This window comes from Paenibacillus sp. NPDC058071, from assembly GCF_042885235.1.
Lineage (GTDB): Bacteria > Bacillota > Bacilli > Paenibacillales > Paenibacillaceae > Pristimantibacillus.
In genome coordinates this window covers 113,047-136,148 of record NZ_JBHVSK010000014.1, presented here as the reverse complement: position 1 = coordinate 136,148, position 23,102 = coordinate 113,047, and the positions used below count along the sequence as shown (strand labels likewise).

Here is a 23,102-nt window from a genome sequence, read left to right as displayed (position 1 = left end):
AGCATCGAATTCATGGATCACTGGGGTACATGACACCTGTCCAGTATCGCCATGTAGCCCTTAAAAAAGCTGTCTAATTTAATGTTGACAATCCAGACCAGATAATACTTCTTGTGCGGCTTGGTGTCGCACCGCTTCATACGTTCGATTTCGTCTCTTCATGTACCTCATCCCCCTCTTTCTTAGTGTACCTTAACTTGCTTGGTACTCTCCAATATGATTAGGGGGCTTAAGGGATTTTTAGTCCTTATCGTAACTATTACTCACACGTGAGTAACGGTTATAAAGCTTAATAAGACACAGCAGCCGGTCATTATTGACCGGCTGCTGACGTTTCTAAACTAAAGGGCAGGGATGCTAACAAGCCTCACGATACCGAAAAAACATAGTTCATCCCTTCTTGCGTTAGAACAAAGCGATATTGAACTCTTGCCTCGATGGTATCTGAATCGCCTATATCTTTGCCATGCGAGCCTATAAATAGCGTGCAAACGTCAAAACCCGCAAGCCTTGTCAACGAAATCGGCTGATTCTTTCATTATTCTTTCATTACACGTATCTAAAATGAAATGTAGGACTTGTCCAGTTGCGCAAGCCTCGAAAGCCATCCATCATTTCGTTTCAGTTATAGTAAAGGAGAAAATTATGAAAAAATCAGTCTTATGCCTATTGATTGCGTTGCTTGTTATCGGGTCGTCCTTATCATATTTTCAATATGCGCACGCGGCCGAAAGCGATTTTACTTTCACCGTGGGCAGCGACGGCGCAGCAGTTACGGGATACTTGGGTACGGACCCAAACGTTGTCATTCCTGCCGCCTTGGCGGGGGCGTCGGTAACCTCGATCGAAAGATCGGCGTTCGATACCTATGGTACCGGCAGGCCCAAACTAACAAGTGTCGTGATTCCTGACAGCGTAACGAATATTAAAACCTATGGGTTCCGTTACAATAGTCTCTCTTCCATAGATCTTCCGGACGGCCTGTTAACGATCGGGGCAAGTGCGTTCGAAAACAACCCGCTTACTAACGTCGTTTTTCCGGACAGCGTGAAGGTGATCGGCAACTATGCTTTTTATATGAATCAGTTGACTTCGATTACCTTATCGGAAAATTTGATATCCATTTTGGGCGGGGCTTTCGACACCAACGATATTGCGAGGCTGGTCATCCCGGCCGGTGTGACAAGCATCGCTGCTAGCGCCTTCTTTGATAACAATGTGACCAGCTTAACCGTGTTAGGCGCTGCGACGAATATCGCGGCAAACGCCTTTGAGCGAAATCCGAGCAATCTCAAAGTATTCGGAATTGCGAATTCGCCTGCAGCCGCTTTTGCCGCAAGCAACAGCTACTCGTTCGTGGATGGAACGGCTTTGTTTGAAGCCTTCTCGACGGCCAAATCTTTGCTGGCAAGCCATATGCCGGGAACCGGCGTAGGGCAAGTGATGCCCGCAGCCTACAATGACTTGGCTGCGGCTCGTGACACTGCCAAGTTATTTATCGATGGAATCGGCAATGCCACCGTCGTCTCTGATTTGACGAACGCCGCAATCCCGTTGACCGCGGCGATCGCGGCATTCCAGTCGCAAATTATTAGGGCGGGTAATTCCGCTGCTTTGGGAGGTGCATTGACGGAGGCAAAGCAGGCGCTCATCAATCATCCCGCGGGCACGGACATGGGACAAGCATCGGAGGTCGATCGCAGCGCGCTTCAGTCCGCGATAAACGCGGCGCAGCAAATCTTCGATCAAGCCGGAAATCTCAGGCAGGATGAATTGGATGTCGCCGTTGCCAATTTGGAAACGGCGATGGATACATTCGATGCCGCGATTATTCCGGCAGGAAGTCCGTTGACGCTCGGAAATATGCTCACGAATGCTCAGCTGGCGATGACGGATCATCCGCAAGGCGTAAGCGTGGGACAGACGTCGCCGCCTACGCGCGCTGCGCTGCAAGCGGCGATCAATATGGCTTTGCAGATTTACCAAAGTGCTAGTCAATACTCGCAGAGTCAACTGGATGCAGCCGCAGGCGCGTTAAGTTCAGCCGTTCAAACGTTCAAAGCCGCGGTCATCGGACCCGGTAATCCGGCGGCGCTTGGCGCGGCGATTCCGGTTGCGCGACAGGCCTTGACGATACATTCGGAAGGGACGGGAGTGGGGCAAACGTCTGCCGTCGATCGCAGCGCTTTGCAGAGTGCCATTGACGAGGCGCAGCAAATCTTCGATCAAGCCGGCCTTTATTCGCAGAGTCAGTTGAATGACGCGGTCGCCGATTTGGAAGCGGCAATGGACAAGTTCGAAGCCGCCATCATACGGGCCGGCGACGCTGACGAGTTGGAAAAGACGTTGGCGGATGCCGTTCAGCTGCTGGCGGACCATCCCGAAGGTACGGGAGTCGGTCAGGCGTCAGCAGCGGCTCGCTCCGATTTCCAGTCCGCGATCGATACGGCGCAGGCGATTGCCGGCGATGCAAAGAACCAAACGCAAGGTCAATTGAATGATGCCGTCGCCGATTTGGAGACGGCAATGGATACATTTGAAGCCGCCATTATACCGGCTGGAGATGCGACGGATCTCGTGAGCTTATTGGCATATGCAACCCAGTTGCTGGCGGACCATCCCGAAGGCACGGGAGTCGGTCAGGCGTCAGCAGCGGTTCGCTCCAATCTACAGTCCGCGATCGATACGGCGCAGGCGATTGCCGGCGTTGCACAGACACAAACGCAAGGTCAATTGGATGATGCCGCCGCCGATTTGGAGACGGCAAAGGATACATTTGAAGCGGCCATTATACCGGCTGGAGATGCAACGGATCTCGTGGACTTATTGGCATATGCAACCCAGTTGCTGGCGGACCATTCCGAAGGCACGGGAGTCGGTCAGGCGTCAGCAGCGGCTCGCTCCGATTTACAGTCCGCGATCGATACGGCGCAGGCGATTGCCGGCGATGCACAGAACCAAACGCAAGGTCAATTGGATGATGCCGCCGCCCATTTGGAGACGGCAAAGGATACATTTGAAGCCGCCATTATACCGGCTGGAGATGCGACGGATCTCGTGAATTTATTGGCAGATGCAACCCAGTTGCTGGTAGTCCATCCCGAAGGCACGGGAGTCGGTCAGGCGTCCGCTGCGGCTCGCTCCGATTTACAGTCCGCGATCGATACGGCGCAGGCGATTGCCGGCGTTGCACAGACACAAACGCAAGGTCAATTGGATGATGCCGTCGCCGACTTGGAGACGGCAACGGATATATTTGAAGCCGCCATTATACCGGCTGGAGATGCGACGGAGCTCGTGAACTTATTGGAAAATGCAACCCAGTTGCTGGCGGACCATCCCGAAGGCACGGGAGTCGGTCAGGCGTCCGCAGCGGCTCGCTCCGATTTACAGTCCGCGATCGATACGGCGCAGGCAATTGCCGACGATGTACTGAACCAAACTCAGCATCAGTTGGATGATGCCGCCGCGAATTTGGAAACGGCTTTGGAGACGTTTGACTCCGCCTGGGTACAATTGGTGCTGACTGTTCCGTTTAATAATCTGTACGGCAAGAGCGACACGCTTCGCTTTACCGTAACCTACGGGTACGAAGTAACCGTGACCGGTACGCCGACCGTGCCGCTCTTGATTGGAGAAGGGGCCGCCGCTCAAACGGCGTATGCCTCGTATACGGGAACGCGCGGCTCGGCATTGACGGAACTTACCTTCGAATACGAAGTTCCGGCCGATCTCGTGGACGTAGACGGCATTGAAGTTGCCAATGCGTTAGATCTCCCGAACGGCGCAAGTATCGTTCGCTCCTCCGGTGAAGCCGCTTCTCTGACCTATCAAGCACCGGACACGAGCGGAATACGTATCATGGCGAAGCCGCCCGTTGTTACTCTGACTAGTGCACCGAACGGGTCGGCGCTTATCGCGATCAGCGTGATGACCAGCGTGAACGGAGTAACGGCGGGTAATACGCTGACGAAGCTCCGTTGGTTGCCTGGCAGCCTTCATGCAGCCGATTTTGCAGATGGAACAGAAGGGACCGATATTTTGGCCGCTTCGCAATTCACCGTTACCGCCAACGGCGACTATACCGTATATGCCCGAGACGGAGCAGGCAATGAATCTGTAAAGGGCATCACCGTCACCGGCATCTCAAAACCGTCTTCGTCGAATAGCATTGATCAACCGATCACATCGAATTCGACCGTAATGATAAATCCAGACGGCGGAATTACCGTACTTGTCCAAACGTCTGATATTAAACAAGTGACACGTCCGGACGGCACGACGATCGAACAGGTCATACTATCCGAACAGGCAGGGAATCGAGTACTGGAGCTCCTGAAGGATGCGAAGAAACCGCTTGTCACGATAGAAATAAACGATCAGGAGCAAGTCGTACAGACACGGTTCCCAGCCGACTGGATCGTGGAGATGGCTGAAGCTAATCCGAATGCGATCATCGAGGCGAAGCTGAACGGATCCAGCTACAGATTACGGATAAGCGCGCTCGACCTAGCCGGATTGGCGAAACGTCTAAACGCGGAATTATCGGATCTTTCTGTGAGCATTATTCAGGAACAGGCTGGCGAGGAGATTCGACAGAAGATCATGCGGCTCGGCGTCTCCCAAGGATTTACCGTATTCGGCGGCGTTATCGATTATAAGGTGATAGCGGAAGCGAACGGGCAAGCGTCGGAGGTACGCGATTTCGGCGCAACGTATATGGTTCGGACGATCAAATTGGACGGAACGACGGCAAACCGCAATTTAGTTGCCGTTCAATATGATCCAGCGACCGGAACAGTCGTTTTTGTTCCGGCAAGGCTGGAAACCGCGCCTGACGGCTCAACAGAAGCGATTCTGAGCTTGCCGCACAACAGCCTCTACACGGTCATAGACGTGCAGGCCCGAACTTTCGCCGACTTAGCTGGGCACTGGGCGAAGGCGGATGTGGAGCATCTGGCATCGAAGCTGCTGGTGAACGGCAAGACGGCCAACCATTTTGCACCCGATGAAACCATTTCGCGGGCGGAATTCTTGGCCTTGCTCGTACGCGGGCTTGGGTTGTCCGTCAAAGAGAAAGAGGGAAGCACACGTTTTGTGGATGTCCCTGCCTCCGCATGGTATGCGCCGCTTGTCTATGCAGCGGTGGAGAACGGACTGGTGAAAGGAAACGGCGAGGATCGCTTTGCGTCTAACGATCCAATCACCCGCGAGCAAATGGCCGTTTTGATCGGGAATGTCTTAAGCTTTATCGGACATGAAACCGACAACGATAAACAAGTGGACGGATACTTGGCTGCGTTCACGGACCGCGACTCCATCTCTTCCTGGGCGAAATCGGCAGTAGCCAGAGCGGCGGAAGCCGGCATTATGAAGGGAATGGTTGACGGACGATTCGCGCCGACCGAAAATGCGACGCGGGCGCAGGCGGCGGTTATGTTTAACAGGTTGCTGCAATACTTGTCTATGATTGATTAAAAGAAGAAAATAAACAAATGAATTCAGCTCAAAGGGCCGTCAGGGCTAAGCTCCCGAATGGCTCTTTTTTCTCTTTGTGAGTGAAGGTAGATACTCGACCAATTAGCATGTATATTGAAAGGAGGGTTACGTAGTTCCACAGTCAGGAGAGAGCTGCATTGAACATAGTACAATGGTTGTCCTTACTGCTTTTTCTCGCAGCGGGACTCATGATATACGTTGCATTTTTGTCCTATCAGAAACGTCATCTACCAGTCGCTAGAACGATGATTTTGATCATGATAGGAGCTGCCTGCTACGCGATTGGCTATGCTTTAGAGTTGTTAAGCCGCAACTTATACGAAGTTAAACTATCGCTGCAAATCGAATATGTGGGCATTCCATTCATCACAACACTTTGGCTTTTCCAGGTCATCCAATTTTCCGGGACGGCTTCGCGTTACCGGAAGCGCCTTGCGCTGGCACTTTTTCTGATCCCCGTAGGAGTCTTTTTTCTCCATTTGACCAATGAGTGGCATCATCTTTTTTATGAACAATATATCCTCAATGAGCAATCTTCATTTCCTTTGTACACAACGGTTAAAGGGCCAGGATATCAAGCACACACGCTATATAATTACTTCATGATATTATGTGGTTTTTTCCTGTTTATACCGATGTATTGGCGGTCTTCACGAATCGTTCGCAAGCAAATTATCGTACTGACCACGGGAGCCGCAGTGCCCCTGCTTTTCAATATATCCTTGTGGTTTGGAATGGTCGTCGACTTGACGCCTTTTGGATTCGCAGTGTCAGGGATCGTCTATGCATGGGGGATTCTGCGCTTCAATCTGCTCCGATTTACGCCGCTTGCGCTGACGCAAGTGTTCGACACCATCAGGGATGGTGTTATCCTGCTCGATTACAAGGATCAGATTGTTAGTTACAACAAAGCGGCTGAAGGCGTCTTACCGGAACTTACTCTGACGAAGCATTACCCCGCTCATGTCCGGGAGGTTCTCTCTTCGAATCCAGTATTGACTCATCACATTCTTGGCTCTCATAACGAAAATGAGCGGTTCCCGTTCTCCAGATCTCAAGCTGGCGTCAATAAGCATTATCAATGCAACGTTTCGTTCATCAATGATACAGGTACACCTATCGGAAAAATGATCATGTTTAACGATGTTACGGAGTTGAAAGAAAACGAGTTTAGGCTGCGTGAGAGTGCAAGCCAGCTTTTGGAATTAAATTCATTTAAGGACAAAATGTTTACTATTGTAGCACACGACATTCGTGATCCGATCGCGCTCTTGGTTAGTTTAACCGAGCTGCTTGGCGAAGAGCTCGCTGCGGATAACAATGAGCATGCCGAATTGTTCGGCGTACTCCAAGGGCAAGTGCAGAATACATTTCATCTAGTTGAGAAATTGCTCGACTGGTATCGCAGCCAGAAAGGGAATGTCGTTTTTCGACCGCTAAGCTGGAATTTGCAGCAAGTTGTTCGTCAAGCTTTGCTGCTAGCAGAGTCGAAGGCAGGAATGAAGAATATTGTAATGAGAGAGCTGATTGACGAGAAGCTTACGGTTAGCGCGGATAAAGAGATGCTTGATCTCATTCTACGAAACTTGCTTTCCAATGCGATAAAGTATACGGGAATTGGTGGATGGGTTGAAATCGAAGCTGCGCTGGACAAGGATAGGATCGTTGTGACCATACGTGACAATGGAACAGGAATGGATGAAGAGACAGCGGACATGCTGCGCCGTGACGATATTTTTACGAAAGTGATCGACCCGAATGAGGGGGCAGAGCATTCCAAATTTGGGCTTATGCTCACTCGCGAATTTATAGCGATTCACGGTGGAAATCTGTGGTTTGACAGCGTCCCGGGAGTGGGAACGACATTTTTCTTTACTTTACAAAGATCAAGCAGCGAGATAGACGGTATTGATAGATGGATGGGAGGTGATGACACGTGAGGGTGATTTTGGTAGACGATGATCCGACAATGCATTTGATTTTAAGAAAAATGTTACAAAAGCTTCCAGAGGTTCATGTTGCGGGGGCCTTCACGGACGCGAAGTCGGCGGTCTCTTTCTTACAAGAGCACGCGGACATCGGCCTTGCGTTCGTTGATATCTCAATGAAAGGCGAGAACGGGTTGGAATTCGCCGCAAGGTTAAGAAGTTCTGGCTCTCCAGTTCAACTTGTTTTCGTTACATCTCACAAGGATTTCGCTCTTGAAGCTTATGAACTTTCGGTAATCGATTACCTGGTTAAGCCGGTTTCTCAGGAGAGGCTCCAGCGGACCGTACATCGTGCGCTTACAAACTGGCGTGCTTTTCAATGGACAACAAACCAGGTGCCACCCCCACAGGATGCAGAGAGGTTCAGTATTACTGCACTCGGAGACATTGTTGTGAGCAATGAAGCGGGCAGAGTGAAGTGGATCTCCCGAAAATGCACAGAGCTATTTGCCTATTTACTGCTTTATCGAGGCAGACGTATTCCACGTTCCAAGTTGGTTACTGATATTTTTGGCGGCATGGAGCAAGCAGGTGCTGAGAACTATTTGAACACGACCGTGTATCAGCTGCGCAAGTCACTGGAACCGCTTGGTATGCGCGAGGTCATACGCTCAGAGAACGATGGATATGCAATTGAATTGAAGGGCGCCATTATTGATTATGTAGAGTTTGAAGCAAAAGCGAATGAACTACATACCATTGATTCCGATCATGTGGAAATTGCCCTAGGTGTTGAACGGCTCTATACGGGTGATCTGTTCGGCGATAAAGCGTATGTATGGGCTATTCACGAAACGGAGCGTTATAGCCAAATGTACGTCTCATTTGTCAAACGCCTTGCTGCTGCATTAATTTCGCTCAGAGATACAAGCTCCGCTTCAAAGTTATTGCTGAAGTTAAATCAGCACAATCCTTTGGACGAGTCGGTGATACGCCAATTGATGATGATACGCGAGATGACTGGGGACAAAAAGGGGTTGACCGCACTCTATACGGATTATGTTCGTCTGCTCAATCGGGAACTCAATATTCGCCCTTCTGAGGAGCTGACCGGTCTATATGACTCGTTAGTACAGGCATGTATGGATAAAAAGATAAAAACCGCGAAGCTTTGAGGAGCTGCTGCAAGCCTCGACAAATGTAATTCGCTGAAAAAAAGCGACACCCGATCCGGATTTGCCGGAGGGCGTCGCTTTTTTCATAAGTCTCATCGCTATTCTTGCTTATATATGGGCATCCGCATCCACATGCTGGATCAGTTCGACGGTTTCTCCTCCAGGTGCATTCAGAAAGCCATATTTCATATGAACAACCTGGCCGGAACGGGTAGGAATGTGGGAGATGGCAGGCTTGGCGGCGACTGTAGCTCCGCTCGCGATCGCTCTTTCGAAAGCGGCTTCTATGTTGTCGGTCCAAATCGCGACATGCTGCCATTTGCCAAGGGCAAACGGTTCGGAAGTGCCGAATATTTCTAAGTAATCACCGGTGCCCAGATCAAGAATAAAGGCGTGATCCTCTTTCCCTTCCGCGCCCCATTCCGCAACAAGCTCGGCATCAAAGGCGTCTCTGTAAAAGTTTGCGGTAACATGTAAATCAGGCACGCGCAGACAAACGTGATGGATCCCTTTTTGTTTTAGTTTTACATACATCCGCTTAACACCCTGCCTTTCTTATCGTCTGTGGTCCAGATTTTCGCGAGCATCGCGGGGAAGGTAACCGTCGGACGATGTCGGAATCGTCATCTCGGGACTCGGTGCCATCCATTTTGCGGCATTGCGCAGCACCTGATGGATTTCCTTCTGGTACAGGATCGGAAACGTTTCGTGTCCGGGAGTGAACTGGAACAGTTTTCCTCTTCCGCGGTAATAGACGTTGCCGCTGCGGCAGACATCGCCGCCCTCCCACCAGGCAATAAAGACGGTCTGATCCGGCTCGGGAATCAGCTGCGGCTCGCCGTACATTTCATCCGCGGGAATTTCGATGCAATCGTTAATGCCATAGGTGAGGGGATGGCCGGGATTGGTTACCCAGACGCGTTCTTTTTCACCCTTGGGCATGGTACGAAAGCGCCCCCAAAGACCGGCATCATAATAGATGCCGAGCATTCTTTGCCAAGGTTTCGAAAAGATGGAGGAATGTAGGGCGACGAAGCCCATTCCGCGGTTGACGACATGATAGCAAATGCGATTAGCAATTGTATCGTCAAAGGCGGCGTTGTCGATGTGGCTCCACCAGATAAGGACATCGGTAGCCGCCAGAATTTCTTCGGAAAGTCCATGGGAAGGCATATCCTGGGTGGCAATCGTCACTTCAAAATCATCATGGCCATGAAAAGCCTGGGCGATAGCGGCATGAATGCCATCGGGATAGACTGATTTTACGGGCTCGCTGCGGTCCTGGTTGTGCTCGTTAAATATGGTGACATGGATTTTACGCTCCATATAGAAAGCTCCCCCTTGCGCTTTTCGTTCGGGTTGATGGCCTAGCTGCTATTGTTGGAATTGTAAACCGAGATGGGCGCCGCATGATTCACGGATGATTAAATGGGGCTGATGAGAAATGTTGATTCCTTCCGAATCATTATTAATAGCGCTTATTAAGGTCATGATGGACATGCGCCCCAGGTAGCTGTTCTGCTGGTCAAGCGTTGTCAGGCGGGGGCAGGTATATTCGCCGGAGGGAAACTGATCGCAGCTGACAATGGAAATATCTTCCGGAACGCTCAGTCCTTTATCCTTTATCGCACGGATGGCCCCCTGAGCCACCGCATCGTTCATGCATATGATTGCGGTGGGGGTCGTTTCCGGTTGCTCCAGCAGCTTGGCCATCGCTCGATAGCCGTCCGGTGCATAATAATTGCTTAAAGAGATCAGGGAAGGGTCAAAGGAGATCCCCAGATTCTTCAGCGTGTGCGTATAGGCGGCCAGCCTGGCCGTGGTCGTACGAATCCCTTCCTCGCCTCCGACAAAACCTATCTTGCGGCGACCCAGCGCCAGTAGATGATGAATCAGGGCAGGTATGCCGCCGCTTAAATTTCGGTTCAGGAAGATACAATTGCAATCCGGAACGGATTGTCCCAGAATGACGACCGGAATTTGCTTGCCCATACGATTTAAGGCTTCTTTATAGGAATCTGAAATGTTATCCCGGTCGATCTCGCCGCCCAAAATCAATACGCCGTCTACCTGCTTATCCAGCATCATCTGGAAATAGGTATTTTCCGGTATAGCATCGGAAACGCCGTGGTTGGACCCCCCGTAAAAGGTGTTGCATAGAATGATAGAATACCCTAAATCTACCGCGTAGCGCTGAATCTCCAAATAAAGCTCGCTGAAGTAAGGATTCGTGATGTCCGATACGATGACTCCGAGCGTCTGCGTATGATTGCTGGTCATGGCACGGGCCACGGAGCTTGGCGAGAAGTGGTGTTTATTAATGATGTCGGTTACGCGCGCCTTGGTCCTTGCGGAAACGTAAGGGCTGTTGTTGATAACGCGGGATATGGTGGAAACGGACACCCCGCTTAACTCCGCGATTTGATAAATCGTAAGCTTTTTCCGATCATCTGACATAAAAAAATCCTCTCTTCTATAACATCCATACATAATCGCCAGTATATGTTATTGTAACCGGTACCAGGATGATGCGTGATGTGACCATAAGCTTAAATAACAGGTAAAAACAGGTATAAACAGGCAATAACTTATTTTTCTCAATTGTATTATGGTGAAAATTAAAAGTCAACGAAGTTCGCAAACATTTTGGTACCGATACCAAAATGTCGATTCTGCATAGAAAATGTAAAATAAAATCTTTGGAATGGAGATTGACAAAAAGTAATTATTTAATTTATAGTTCACGGTAGGAAGTGGAAATGCCAAAACAGAGAAACGGAAAGATGCTTTTATTTTTATTTCGATTTGAAAGCGATACCATCTTGGGGGTGTCGAAGTAAATTTAATGTTTGACAAAAAGGAATGGTATAATTTATAGTTCAAGTTAGGGGTTGGAATTCCAAAAAATGATAAACGGAGGTTGCTTATATTTTTTTAATTTATTTTGGTACCGGTACCAAAAACGCTTGAACTAGGGAATAATAGTGCCGATAATGATGGATCGAGGTCGATTATTTTTTTTAAATCACATTGGCACCGCTTACAATCTTACGTCAGGTCAGTTTGGAAATGAAATACCCTTAAAAATAAGGTTTTGGTATCGATACCAAAAGTAAAGGGAGTAGATGCAATGCGTGGTGTAATGCGCGGTGTAGGCAACGAGTTGTACAAACACAAGACTTTATATGCAATGACGCTTCCGGCATTGATCTTTTTTGTGATTTTCAGCTATATCCCCATGATGGGCGTGTACTATGCGTTCATTGATTATGACTTCGGCAAAGGGATTCTCCACAGTCCGTTCGTAGGATTGAAAAACTTTCAGTATTTCGTTTCAGGCGGATGGGATGCACCGATCGTTTACTTGACCAAGAACACGCTCCTTTACAATCTGGTGTTCATTCTCCTGGGAAATCTCATGCAATGTATATTTGCGATCATGCTTACAACAATTGTCGGACGACTCTTTAAGAGGGCATCGCAATCCATCATGCTGCTGCCGCACTTTGTTTCCTACGTTATCGTAGGTACGATTGCTTATAACATTTTCAACAGCAACTACGGCGTACTGAACTCGCTGATGAAGGCTATGGGCGGGCACGAGGTCAGCGTGTATATGATCGAATGGATCTGGCCGATTATCATTACGCTTTTCTTCTTGTGGAAAAGTACGGGCTTCGGCATGGTTGTGTATCTCGCTGCGATCACGGGCTTTGATCGGGAGGTTTACGAAGCGGCCAAAATCGACGGCTGCAACCTGTTCAAGGAGATCAGGTACATCACACTGCCGATGTTAAAGCCGACATTCATTATGCTGGTGCTGTTCAGCCTCGGCGGTATCATGCGAGGGCAGTTCGAATTGTTCTATAACCTGATTCAGAGAAACGGGCAGTTGTTCTATGCAACGGATGTTCTGGATACCTACATTTATCGTGCGATGACGGTCAACTTCAATCTGGGTACTTCTACGGCAGCAGGCGTTTACCAATCCGTATTTGGCTTTATCCTTGTGATCACCGTCAACAGGCTCATACGTAAGGCGAGTCCAGAAAATGCCTTATTCTAGATAAGGAGAGTCGAGAAACATGAATACACATAAGCTGTCTGCCAGCGAAAAAGGATTAAAAATATTTTTCTATATCGTTCTTTCAATCGTGTCCATTATTTGTGCACTGCCCTTTATTCTGGTGATTTCCGGTTCTTTCTCGGACAGCGCGCAGATTCTGAAAAGCGGCTACTCCATTGTGCCCAGAGGATTTTCGCTGGACGGCTACCGCAGTATTTTCCTGTTCCCTGGGCAGATTGCCAAAGCCTACGGCGTGAGTCTTTTCGTAACCGCGGCGGGAACCGGGATCGGCCTGATGGTCATGACCTTCTGCGGTTACGCCATTTCCAGAAGTGAATTGAAATATCGCAATGTCATCTCTTTCATGATTTACTTTACGACTCTTTTTTCCGGCGGCCTGGTACCCTGGTATATCGTGGTTACCAAGCTGGGATTAAAGGACAGCATCTGGGCGTTGATCATTCCGGCCATCTGCAGCTCGTTTTATATCTTGCTTATTCGTAATTTTATGAAAACTATTCCGGACGCCCTCGTGGAATCGGCCAGGCTGGAAGGAGCCGGGGAGTTTCGTACGCTGCTGCAGATCGTCGTGCCGATGTCTAAGCCGATCCTGGCCACCATTGCCTTGTTTCTGGCGCTTTCCTACTGGAATGATTGGTATCTGGCTTCTCTTTATGTTACGAAAGCCGATTTGTGGCCATTGCAATACCGGTTATACAACATTCTGAATGCCGCCTCCAAGATCGCTTCGGTCGGAGCGGAGAACTTTACCGGTAAAATTCTGCCGACGGAGACACAGAAGCTGGCGAATGCAATCGTGGCCACGGGACCAATTATTTTCTTATATCCTTTCCTGCAGAAGTACTTTGTTCAAGGTATTTCCATCGGTGCGGTAAAAGGATAATTACACAGCGGTAGTAATGAAAATTACTATATAAACCTACTTTTTGTAAATCGGGACAAGGGTCAAAAAGCGGGAACTATTCCTATCTAAAAGAGGAGGAAAGTGTAAGATGAGAAAAAAGATGAAGAAACTGACAGTGGGGTTAGTAGGAGCGGCGTTGGTCCTCGGCAGCGTTGGGTGCAGCAACGATAAGGCGCCGGCGGAAAGCAGCAATGCGAACTCGGGGTATACAGGCGATCTGGATTACGTCAAGCTCAGAATGTATGCGATTTCCGATGCGCCCAATAATACGGACCTCTCGAAGCAGTACTGGGAGAAGCTCAATGCCGTATTAAAAAAGGAGCTCAATACGACGATCGAGTTCACTTACGCGGCAGGCAACGACTACAAAAACAACTATGCCTTGGCTGTTGCTTCCGGAGAACAATACGACCTGATGCAGGCGGCTCCCGGCTGGTTGGATTATCAAAGCTATGCTGCCAAAAATGCATTCCTGCCGCTTGACGATCTGCTGCCGAAGTACGCGCCTTACCTCTGGGAGCAGATTCCGAAGACGACGTGGGATGCGGCATCCGTCAACGGAAAGATCTACGGCGTTCCCGGTTTGGAAACGGGCGTAACGGCGCCAGCCTTCGTATACAGAGAGGATTTAAGAAAGAAGCACAATCTGCCTGAAATCAAGTCCATGGATGATATCGAGACATATCTGCAAGGAATTAAGGACAATGAGCCGGATATCGTCCCAAGCGATGATTATCAGAGCCAGGTATACGGTACTTCTTGGATATACACCACGCCTTATATCGGTATCGACGAAATTCACGACAGACTCTACAACTTTGTTTACGATCCGAGAAACGGCGAAGTGCGCAGCGTTATCGAGACACCGGAATTCAAAGAATACATGTACAAAATGAAGGATTGGGCCGACCGCGGCTTCTGGTCCTCCAGCGTTCTTACCAGCACGAACTGGGGCGTATCACAAGTGCTTAACGGCGTAGCGGCAGCATCCTTCAACGAACAGCTGCCGGGCTATAACAACCATGCGACGCAGGTGAAGAATGAACATAGCGCAGAGGGCTGGGAATTGAATTACTTTATGTATTTCGAAGCAAATCCGGACTCCGTTCTTCATGGCTCCACGACTGGCAATATGGCGGCCGTCTCGACGAATGCCAAGAATCCAGAAAGAGCGCTAATGGTACTGGATTATATCCAGCAGCATGAAGATCTCTGGAATCTCATTACTTACGGTACAGAAGGCGTTAACTACAACCTGACTTCCGATGGAATGATCGATACGTCTGCCATTGCGGACGGCGCATCCTTCAACTATTTCCCTAGCGGAATGTTCGGCAACGCAACATTCAAGAAGCGCAAGAGCGATGCTTGGGAACATTACGACACTATGATGGAAAAGATCAACAATAAAGTGGTTCCCGACATTTTCGAAGGATTTGTCTTGGATAAGAGCAGCATCGAGACGGAGTATACCGCGCTCAATGATGTAAATAGCCAATTCGGAATCCCGCTGGAGGCAGGCCTTCTCGGCGATGTGGATAAGGGATACAGCAAATATATAGAAAAAGCCAAAGCCGCAGGTCTCGATAAGGTTAGAACGGAAGTAGAAAAACAAGTCAAAGCTTGGCTTGCATCCAAAAAGTAAACATTAGCGGTTCCGTCCTTTCCCGCAAGGGAAGGGACGGGATTCTAAAGATGGCGAGGAGCGTAGTGTTATGAAGAGCAAAGTATACATTATTCGCGATGATATTAACCATCCGAAGGAAGTCATCGATCCGGTTATGGAGAAGGTGTTCGATGCGGAGCGGTGGGAGGTTATTCTCACGGATCGGGCGAGAGATTTGATCGAGACCGAGGAAGTGGCAGATCTGACCCTGTTCTTTACGAACGGAAGACCCGAAGGCGAGACTAATCTGACTCTGGAAGAGCAGCTTCAGATTGTCCAGAAGGTGCGGAACGGCATGGGCATGATGTTCATACATGCAGGGCTTGTCCTCATCGAGCCGGACAGCCCGTTCTATATGGAGCTGAATTCCGGCCGCTTCGTCGAGCACTCTCCCTATCATGTAGAGGTGACGAATAATCCGACGACTAGCTTCAAACACCCGATTATCGAGGGCATCGAGCCGTTCACCGCTCTTGACGAGCACTACTACTGTCAAGTGGACACGACAAGAACCGATGTGATTCTGTTCAGCACTTCCCAGCATGTGACGGCAGCAGGAGGATGGGCGCATCAGGTTGGGGCAGGCAAAGTCGTGGCGCTGACTCCGGGGCATAATCCGGAAGCGTTGGGTCATCCTCAAATGATTCAACTCATGAAGAACGGCGCGGACTGGGCTGTTAGACAGAGCTAGAGTATAACAAGGGAGCGATGTGTCGGTGGGTTCGATATCGGTTGCATTAGGGTTGTATTCGGTATACAAGGAGTTTCAGAGAGATCTGGAATCGACGCTGCGCAGAGTCAAAGCTATCGGCTACGATGGGGTGGAATTCTACGGCCCGTTCGATCACGAACCGGAGAAGATTAAAGCTTTGCTGGAGGAAATCGGACTCGTCAACTGCGGCTGGCATACGGAATGGAAATTGCTGCAGGCAGATACGATTGAAGCAACGCTGGACTACCATGCCCGCGCAGGAACGACCCGTATTATTATCCCGGCCTTGGGCGGGCCTTGGGAAATCGGACATAAGCAGAGCGAGGATTGCGCGGAGGTGTGGGTGCAGTACGCAGCCCGCATCAACGAACTTGCAAAGCTGGCGGAAGAGCGGAATTTCCGCATCGGATACCATACCCATGCGCATGAATTCGATACGCATTTTGGAGATTCAACGCCATGGTCGCTTCTTAGCCAACATACCGATTCCGGCGTCATTCTAGAGCTGGATACGGGCAATTGCATCGAAGCGGAGGCCGATCCGGCCCAGGTTATCGCAGAACATCCGGGCAGAGTAGAGCTTGTGCATTGCAAGCCGTTCTCCGGCAAGCTTGGTCACGAGACCTTCATCGGCAGCGCTACGGATGACAACGACTGGCAGGCTATTCTTAAGGCATGCATCCGCTCGGGAACCGAGTGGCTGATCGTAGAGCATGAATCGGAGGCCGAGTATCCTCAGTTCGATGGCGCGGAACGGTGTTATGCCGGAATGATGGAGCAACTGAGCCGGCTTCGGGCAGCTGAAGACAGAGGGATTTAACAGAGCATAGATAGACATTTAGAGGCTAACAAGCCAGTGGGAGAGGTTACGGTGATACAGACAAATCAAGCGATCAGATTCACAGGCAAGCAGCAAGCGTCGCTTGTGCAGTGCGATTGGGATCCGTCGCCGCTTGCGGCCGATGAAATTATAGGAAGAACGATCGTATCGCTCGTTTCGAACGGCTCGGAGATGGGCGCTTATAAGGACTATACCGGGGGAATGAAGTATCCGGTAGAGACCGGCTATGCCGCTATTCTCGAGGTGCTCGAGGTGGGGAAAGAGATTACGAATGTGAAAGCGGGCGAACGCGTTCTTGCCTTGTCCCCGCATCAGGCGTACAGCCGGGTCAAATTCAATGATTATATTCCGGTGCCTGAGGGAATGAAGCCGGAGCATGCCGTGATCGGCCGATTCCCGGCCGTCTCGATGACCTCTATGATTCATTCCAGAATCCGTCCGACAGAATCGGTTATGGTAACGGGACTTGGCATCGTGGGTCTCATGTGCGCTCAAGTCATGCAGCACTGCGGCTATGAAGTCTATGCCTTCGATCCGAACGAGGGCCGCAGGGAAACAGCCCGCTCTTGCGGATTGCGACATGTCTATGCCTCGCCGGAAGAAGTGCCGGCACTGAAAGGGACCGCCGGTTTGGCGATAGACTGCTCAGGCAGGGAGGAAGCGGTGTATTCCTTGCTTGCCAACTTGCGCAAGGGCGGTGAACTGTATTTGGTTGGCGTGCCATGGTTCCGTTCGACGGACAAGTTTGCGCATGATTTGCTGCGGAGCATTTTCTACGGATACGTACAGGTTAATTCGGGCTGGGAGTGGTCCCTTCCGCGACATTCTTCAGAGTTTCATCCCAACAGCAATAATGGAAGCATCAGGAAAGCGATGGAGTGGATTCGCGACGGGCTGATTCAGGTCGAGAACATTTATGACAGCTATGCGCCAAGTGCATGCGGAGAAGTGTATGCGGGAATCGCCGACGGCGTATTGACGAAACCGTGCGTTATTTTTGATTGGAGCTGAGACGATGTATACGACAACTAAAAAGCAGGGTATCCATCATGTTTGCTTAAAGACGAAGGATATCGAAAGTACGGTCAAGTTTTACATGGAAGGGCTGGGCGCGCGCTTTGTCGTGGAATGGGGCAAGGACGGAGAAGAGGATCATGCGGTGCTGGTAGATCTGGGCGATGGGGATTTCCTGGAAATCTACGAAACGAAAAAGGAATTCATCGATGGGATGTGGGAGCATCTGGCGGTTCGCACGACGGATATCGAGGAATCGGTACGCCGGGCCGTGGCGGCGGGAGCAACGCCTCTTGGCGTTCCGCGCCATAGCAATATTCCAACCCGCTCGGGTGAAATCGTCAGCTTGAGCTTCTCCTATGTCCGCGCCCCTGGCGGCGAGCTCGTCGAGTTCATTCAGGATGACGCTTAAAACAGGCGTTAGTACCCTGCTAGTCTTCAGTTCCTGCGCCAAAAAAGCAAGTGTTATCAGGAGGAAACACCATGGAGAAGTCTGTACTGGCTATTGATTTGGGAGGAACCAAAATCTTGATCGGGGAAGTTTCGCTGGACGGCGAAGTGCTCGGAAGCAAGGTTTATGAATCAACGGTGGTATCGCAAGAACAAGCGTTTGAGACGTTAACGGCAGCCCTCGAAGATTACATCAAGGAAGTGGGACTGCAACGCGAAGCAGCGGCAATCGGTATCGGCGTAGTAGGACGGGTCAATACGAGCGAGGGTGTCTGGCTTGAAATCGATCCTTCCAGAAGCCGGCCGATCGAGCTCGCCCGGAAAATCGGCGAGCTGTTCGCGTTGCCGTGCACAATCGGCAACGATGTCTACTGCGCAACTCTTGCGGAGCAGGAATGGGGCTGCGGCACCTATTCGGACAATTTTCTTTATATGAATATCGGTACGGGGATTGCCGCCCGCAGCGTAGTAAACGGCGAGCCGATTATTGGCGGACATTTCAATGCGGGTGAGGTTGGGCATCATGTCGTAGATAATAATAGCGATGTTCAATGCGTATGCGGAAGAAAGGGCTGCGTGGAGCCGCTCGCTTCCGGTCTCGGAATGCACAATCGGATCGTTGCGCTGAAGCCGTCTTATCCCGATTCGGTCATTGTCATTCCGAACGAAGGCCGCGTAGGCGTCGAAGAGATTTTTGCAGGCTACGATCAAGGCGATCAGCTCTGCACAGAGGTAGTGGATACCGCGCTGCAGGCTGTAGCGGATACGATTATGAACATGGTCCGTTTCTCCGATCCGGACACTGTCGTGCTTGGCGGCGGCGTGGTTAGCGGGAACTGGTTTGTGGATAAGCTGCAGTCCCGGCTGCAGGCGAAGACGATGCGTTTCGTTATTAACGGCGTGAAGAAGTCAACGATCGACGAGGACTTTATCGGATTAAAGGGCGCCTCAAGGCTCGCTATACGAACGATAACCATGCAGGAAGCTTAACAGGGGGAGGGATAGCGATATCATGGCAACGAAAATTGCACGTGAACTTGAACGGTCCAATCTGATTCACAGACCGCTTAAGGTGGATGAGAGCGCGTCATTGGAAGCGGACAGCTTGAAGAAGGAAGTATTGGACAAGGTAGTCATTCTCGATCAGGCTGCGGGGGGCGATCATTGGACGCATCGCGGACTCGGGGCGTCAAGCGTGCTTGAAGGCAGGCTGTTGCAGCTGACTTCCCCGTTTGTGATGGATGCATGGCCGGAAGGTTCGCCCAGCGACGGAGATTATAGCACTTACGGGCATGTAGGCATCTATCGGACGTTCGAACATGAGAACTGGGAGAGGTTCAACCGGATTTCCTTCGAAATTTTCCCGGACTGCAGCGGGATGTCGAATCCGCATATTAGAGTCATGATTAAAAATGACGGCACGATCAAAATCCCTGATATTTATAATCGGGAAGGGTCCAATGTGATCAATTTGAAAGATCGCCAGTGGAATGTATGCTCGATGGAAATTCCGGACTTGCCGCGGGACGGGATTACTGAGCTTGAGTTTGGTTACGACATGTACGGCAAAGACCGTGCGAGCGGCGATACGATGAAATATCTCATTCGCAACGTCTATCTGGAGAGAGTTGCCTACCCGAACATTTCGAAAGGATGGCAGCCAAGAAGCAAGGATATCATTTTTTCTCACAACGGCTACAGCGTGGACCAACCTAAAACGATGATTTTGGCAGAGCAGCAGACATCGGCTTTTACCGTTATCGAGCTCGAGACGGGTGAGGTGAAGTTCACCGGTCCCGTTAATCATATAAGCACCTCTATCGGCAGCTTCTCCGTCGTGGACTTTTCGGCCTTTAAGGAGAAAGGGAAGTATATCGTCCGGGTGGGCGAGCTGCTGACAAAACCTTTCGAGATTGGCGGAACGGCGGACCGATGGGAAGATTCGATCTGGAAATCGATCAATTTTATCTATTGCGAGCGCTGCGGCTGTCCGGTGCATGGCATTCACGGCAGTTGCCATGAAGATATTCTTGCTCGTCATAACGGCGGCGCGATCATATTCAACGGCGGATGGCACGACGCGGGCGATGTATCCCAGCAGTTGGTGCAGACGGCAGAGGTGGCAAGCGCCCTCTACGAAATTGCCCATCAGGTGAAGGAGAGCAACTATCCGCTGTACCTTCGTCTTGTCGAAGAGGGAGAATGGGGCGTGGACTTCATTCTGAAAACCCGATTTGGCGACGGCTACCGGGCTACAAGCGCAGGGATCCGAATCTGGTCGGACGGCATCATGGGCAATATGGACGATATGACGGCCCGCGTGCACAACAATCCGTATGAAAACTTTATCCTCTCCGGCATCCAAGCGCAGATCGCCATGTTCATGGAGGACGGGGACCGACTTAGAGATAAATTAGCGTCCTGCGCAGTCCAGGACTTTAACTATGCGGTGGAGCAATTCGAGCTTAAAGGCTTCGCGCCGAAGCCAATCTTCTGGGAGCACACCTACATGAGCTCGGAAAGCTTGTTCATGGCAACGGCTTCCTGGTCGGCATCGCTCCAATACAGGCTGACGGGCGAAGCTTTCTATGCCGGCAAGGCTGTCGAATATTTGGACTATGTGATTGATTCTCAAGAGCTTGCCGGCATTCGAACCGACGACGGCAAGACCGTAGAGGGCTTCTTCTACCGGACGCCGGAGAAGAAGGTCGTTCAGCATTTCAATCACCAGGCTAGAGAGCATCTGTATTTGCAGGCTTTCGACGAAATTCTGAAGACGCAGCCCGAGCATGCCAAGCACGACGACTGGATGAAATCCGTCCGAAGCTACGGGGAATATGTTAAGTTTCTGACTGCCTTTACCGCGCCGTATCCTATGATTTCAAGCGGCATTTACCGTGCGGACGAGAACGAGGATCGCGAAAGCTTCGCGCTCCAGCATTTGTTGGTCGGAGAAGAAGCGAAAGCATGGTATACGGAGCAATTGAAGCAGGGCGTCCGTCTGAACGACGACTATTTCTTGAAGCGGTTTCCGGTCTGGTTCTCGTTCAAGGGCAACACGGCGATCGTTCTGTCTACGGGCAAGGCCGCGTCTTTGGCGGGCAGGCTGCTTGAGGATCCGGAGCTGATCTCGATTGCTGAAAGCCAGCTGCAGTGGGTAGTAGGCAAGAATCCGTTCGGTCAATCGCTGATGTACGGCGAGGGCTATAACTTCGCCCAGCAGTACAGCGTACTTAGCGGAGAAATAGTAGGCGAAATTCCGGTAGGCGTACAAACCTTCGAGAACGAGGATATTCCGTACTGGCCGCAAATGAACAATGCCACCTACAAGGAAGTATGGGTCGGTCTTGCGGGCAAATGGCTGTCGCTGCTCTCTGACTTGTATGCGTACGACAAGCGGAACGAGGCTTGAGCAACATCATAACGCGACAAGACTGACCGGCAGCGCGATCTGCCGGTTAGTCTTGTCGGTAGCTATGTATAGGAGGAACTATCGATGAAACCGACAATGATGACCTATATTCAAGAAGAGCAATCGGTAACCGAAGGTATTCTCGACAGCTATCCGCGCAATGTGGAGGCCTTCTCGGAGCTGGCGGCGGACAATAAGACGGAATGGCTTATTTTGGCGACCGGTTCAAGCATCAATGCCGCGCTAAGCGCCAAGTATTATATCGAGAAAGTAGCGGATGTGCGCATTGACGTCAAAGAACCGTTCAATTTTACGCATTATGATAAAATCAGCCCGCACTGCGATCTGGTCATCGGCATTTCGCAAAGCGGCCAGAGCACTTCAACGATCGGTGCCCTGCATCGGATTCGCAAGCAAACCGGCCTCAAAACGGTCGCCTTCACTAGCGATGTGACAACGGCCATTTCCGAAGCGGCCGATTTGACGCTGGATATCGGCTGCGGCAAGGAAAGAGTCGGCTACGTGACCAAAGGGTTTATCGCTACCGTATTGACGCTGATGCTCGCCGGCCTCAAGACGGCAGTAGCGAAAAAAACGCTGACGGAGCGGGAGGAGCAGGCCCATCTCGATCAATTCCGCGCCGCAGTGTCCGCCATACCGCAAGCGATCGCCAAAACGGAGGCGTTCTTCGAGCGGCACAAGGATGATTTGGCGAGCGCGCCCAGATTTTCCGCCGTCGGTTACGGACCTACTGTCGGAACGGTTAAGGAATTCGAAACCAAATTTTCGGAAACGGTTCGCATGCCGTCGCAGGGAATCGACCTGGAGGCCTTCATGCACGGACCGTATCTTGAGGTCAATCCAGAGCATCGTATTTTCTTCGTTGAAACGGAAAGTCCGGTCAAGGAGAAGATGGAGCTGCTGATCGCGTACGAGAGCCGAATTACGAACTACACCTACATCGTTACGTTAGGTAAAGCAGAGAACGACCGTACGATCGGTCTGGAAGTGAGCCTGGATGAGTTCATGGCTCCGTTCCTTATGATTATCCCGTTCCAGATTTTAGCTCATCATATTGCAGGGGCGAGAGGAATCGATCTGACCCAGCGAATCTATACCGACTTCGGGGTAGCTATGAAGAGCAAGACGCAACCGGGGGACTACGCCTAAGACCGGGATCAATTACAGGGTCGCTGCCGGATGTGCTCAGGTGCGGGAACAAACGCACCGCCGCCTTCTGCTAGAAAAAGTCATTGATTTCAAAAGGGAGAGCCGTTGCAAGTTTGGCGGCTTTTGTTTCATCCTTTTGGAATTCAATGGCTTTTGTTTTTGTCGCGATGTTTGTATAGTGAGTAACAATAATAACTGATGACAGATCTTGCTGCTTGACTTGGAGTGCACTCCAAGTTGTACA

At 50.6% G+C, this 23,102-nt stretch carries 16 protein-coding genes; 13 read left to right on the top strand and 3 right to left on the bottom strand.

From position 1 onward, the window contains the following. Positions 1 to 645: 645 nt before the first annotated feature. From ACFVTB_RS21050 to ACFVTB_RS21040, 3 genes are all read left to right on the top strand, one after another. Positions 646 to 5,478 (top strand): S-layer homology domain-containing protein, encoded by a 4,833-nt coding sequence (locus ACFVTB_RS21050; RefSeq protein ID WP_387753558.1) that lies wholly within the window; start codon positions 646 to 648, stop codon positions 5,476 to 5,478. Positions 5,479 to 5,636: 158 nt separating this feature from the next. Then, the gene (locus tag ACFVTB_RS21045) at positions 5,637 to 7,439 is read left to right on the top strand and encodes a sensor histidine kinase (RefSeq protein WP_387753556.1); all 1,803 of its coding nucleotides are present in this window, start codon (positions 5,637 to 5,639) and stop codon (positions 7,437 to 7,439) included. Beyond that, on the top strand, positions 7,436 to 8,602 hold the full coding sequence (locus ACFVTB_RS21040; protein WP_387753553.1) for a response regulator: 1,167 nt from the start codon (positions 7,436 to 7,438) through the stop codon (positions 8,600 to 8,602). Before ACFVTB_RS21045 ends, ACFVTB_RS21040 begins: the two co-directional genes overlap by 4 nt. 108 nt (positions 8,603 to 8,710) lie before the next feature. Here ACFVTB_RS21040 and ACFVTB_RS21035 read toward each other — a convergent pair whose 3' ends face one another. Genes ACFVTB_RS21035 through ACFVTB_RS21025 form a run of 3 tightly spaced genes read right to left on the bottom strand, consistent with a single transcriptional unit; the run spans position 8,711 to position 11,059 of the window. Further along, positions 8,711 to 9,136, bottom strand: a complete 426-nt coding sequence (locus ACFVTB_RS21035) for a VOC family protein (RefSeq protein WP_387753550.1) — start codon at positions 9,134 to 9,136, stop codon at positions 8,711 to 8,713. Between the two features lie 21 nt (positions 9,137 to 9,157). Next, positions 9,158 to 9,928 carry a ThuA domain-containing protein gene (locus ACFVTB_RS21030; RefSeq protein WP_387753547.1) on the bottom strand — a complete coding sequence of 257 codons (771 nt, stop codon included), beginning with the start codon at positions 9,926 to 9,928 and terminating at the stop codon, positions 9,158 to 9,160. A 48-nt stretch (positions 9,929 to 9,976) separates the two neighbouring features. Next, complete coding sequence (locus ACFVTB_RS21025) at positions 9,977 to 11,059, bottom strand: LacI family DNA-binding transcriptional regulator (protein WP_387753545.1); 1,083 nt, start codon at positions 11,057 to 11,059, stop codon at positions 9,977 to 9,979. A 673-nt stretch (positions 11,060 to 11,732) separates the two neighbouring features. Here ACFVTB_RS21025 and ACFVTB_RS21020 point away from each other — a divergent pair. The 10 genes from ACFVTB_RS21020 (at position 11,733) to ACFVTB_RS20975 (ending at position 22,858) form a co-directional block, all read left to right on the top strand. Next, entirely contained in the window at positions 11,733 to 12,668 is a 936-nt protein-coding gene (locus ACFVTB_RS21020; RefSeq protein ID WP_387753543.1) for an ABC transporter permease, read from the top strand. A 19-nt stretch (positions 12,669 to 12,687) separates the two neighbouring features. Next, positions 12,688 to 13,572 (top strand): carbohydrate ABC transporter permease, encoded by an 885-nt coding sequence (locus ACFVTB_RS21015; protein WP_387753540.1) that lies wholly within the window; start codon positions 12,688 to 12,690, stop codon positions 13,570 to 13,572. 109 nt (positions 13,573 to 13,681) lie between these two features. Further along, the gene (locus ACFVTB_RS21010; protein ID WP_387753537.1) at positions 13,682 to 15,238 is read left to right on the top strand and encodes an extracellular solute-binding protein; all 1,557 of its coding nucleotides are present in this window, start codon (positions 13,682 to 13,684) and stop codon (positions 15,236 to 15,238) included. A gap of 70 nt (positions 15,239 to 15,308) precedes the next feature. Beyond that, complete coding sequence (locus ACFVTB_RS21005) at positions 15,309 to 15,950, top strand: ThuA domain-containing protein (protein ID WP_387753534.1); 642 nt, start codon at positions 15,309 to 15,311, stop codon at positions 15,948 to 15,950. Positions 15,951 to 15,975: 25 nt separating this feature from the next. After that, complete coding sequence (locus ACFVTB_RS21000) at positions 15,976 to 16,791, top strand: sugar phosphate isomerase/epimerase family protein (protein WP_387753531.1); 816 nt, start codon at positions 15,976 to 15,978, stop codon at positions 16,789 to 16,791. Positions 16,792 to 16,842: 51 nt separating this feature from the next. After that, positions 16,843 to 17,823, top strand: a complete 981-nt coding sequence (locus ACFVTB_RS20995) for a zinc-binding dehydrogenase (protein WP_387753528.1) — start codon at positions 16,843 to 16,845, stop codon at positions 17,821 to 17,823. A 4-nt stretch (positions 17,824 to 17,827) separates the two neighbouring features. Further along, positions 17,828 to 18,238: a VOC family protein gene (locus ACFVTB_RS20990; RefSeq protein ID WP_387753526.1), complete on the top strand. Its 411-nt coding sequence runs from the start codon at positions 17,828 to 17,830 to the stop codon at positions 18,236 to 18,238. A 71-nt stretch (positions 18,239 to 18,309) separates the two neighbouring features. Further along, entirely contained in the window at positions 18,310 to 19,266 is a 957-nt protein-coding gene (locus ACFVTB_RS20985; RefSeq protein WP_387753524.1) for an ROK family protein, read from the top strand. A 22-nt stretch (positions 19,267 to 19,288) separates the two neighbouring features. Next, positions 19,289 to 21,688, top strand: a complete 2,400-nt coding sequence (locus ACFVTB_RS20980; RefSeq protein ID WP_387753521.1) for a glycoside hydrolase family 9 protein — start codon at positions 19,289 to 19,291, stop codon at positions 21,686 to 21,688. 84 nt (positions 21,689 to 21,772) lie between these two features. Next, the gene (locus ACFVTB_RS20975) at positions 21,773 to 22,858 is read left to right on the top strand and encodes an SIS domain-containing protein (protein WP_387753518.1); all 1,086 of its coding nucleotides are present in this window, start codon (positions 21,773 to 21,775) and stop codon (positions 22,856 to 22,858) included. Positions 22,859 to 23,102: the final 244 nt, after the last annotated feature.

Coding starts and splice junctions, on each gene's coding strand:
- ACFVTB_RS21015 (WP_387753540.1), top strand. CDS start 12,688: ATGAATACACATAAGCTGTCTGCCAGCGAAAAAGGATTAAAAATATTT.
- ACFVTB_RS21035 (WP_387753550.1), bottom strand. CDS start 9,136: ATGTATGTAAAACTAAAACAAAAAGGGATCCATCACGTTTGTCTGCGC.
- ACFVTB_RS21010 (WP_387753537.1), top strand. CDS start 13,682: ATGAGAAAAAAGATGAAGAAACTGACAGTGGGGTTAGTAGGAGCGGCG.
- ACFVTB_RS21050 (WP_387753558.1), top strand. CDS start 646: ATGAAAAAATCAGTCTTATGCCTATTGATTGCGTTGCTTGTTATCGGG.
- ACFVTB_RS21005 (WP_387753534.1), top strand. CDS start 15,309: ATGAAGAGCAAAGTATACATTATTCGCGATGATATTAACCATCCGAAG.
- ACFVTB_RS21030 (WP_387753547.1), bottom strand. CDS start 9,928: ATGGAGCGTAAAATCCATGTCACCATATTTAACGAGCACAACCAGGAC.
- ACFVTB_RS20990 (WP_387753526.1), top strand. CDS start 17,828: ATGTATACGACAACTAAAAAGCAGGGTATCCATCATGTTTGCTTAAAG.
- ACFVTB_RS20975 (WP_387753518.1), top strand. CDS start 21,773: ATGAAACCGACAATGATGACCTATATTCAAGAAGAGCAATCGGTAACC.
- ACFVTB_RS20980 (WP_387753521.1), top strand. CDS start 19,289: ATGGCAACGAAAATTGCACGTGAACTTGAACGGTCCAATCTGATTCAC.
- ACFVTB_RS20985 (WP_387753524.1), top strand. CDS start 18,310: ATGGAGAAGTCTGTACTGGCTATTGATTTGGGAGGAACCAAAATCTTG.
- ACFVTB_RS21025 (WP_387753545.1), bottom strand. CDS start 11,059: ATGTCAGATGATCGGAAAAAGCTTACGATTTATCAAATCGCGGAGTTA.
- ACFVTB_RS21020 (WP_387753543.1), top strand. CDS start 11,733: ATGCGTGGTGTAATGCGCGGTGTAGGCAACGAGTTGTACAAACACAAG.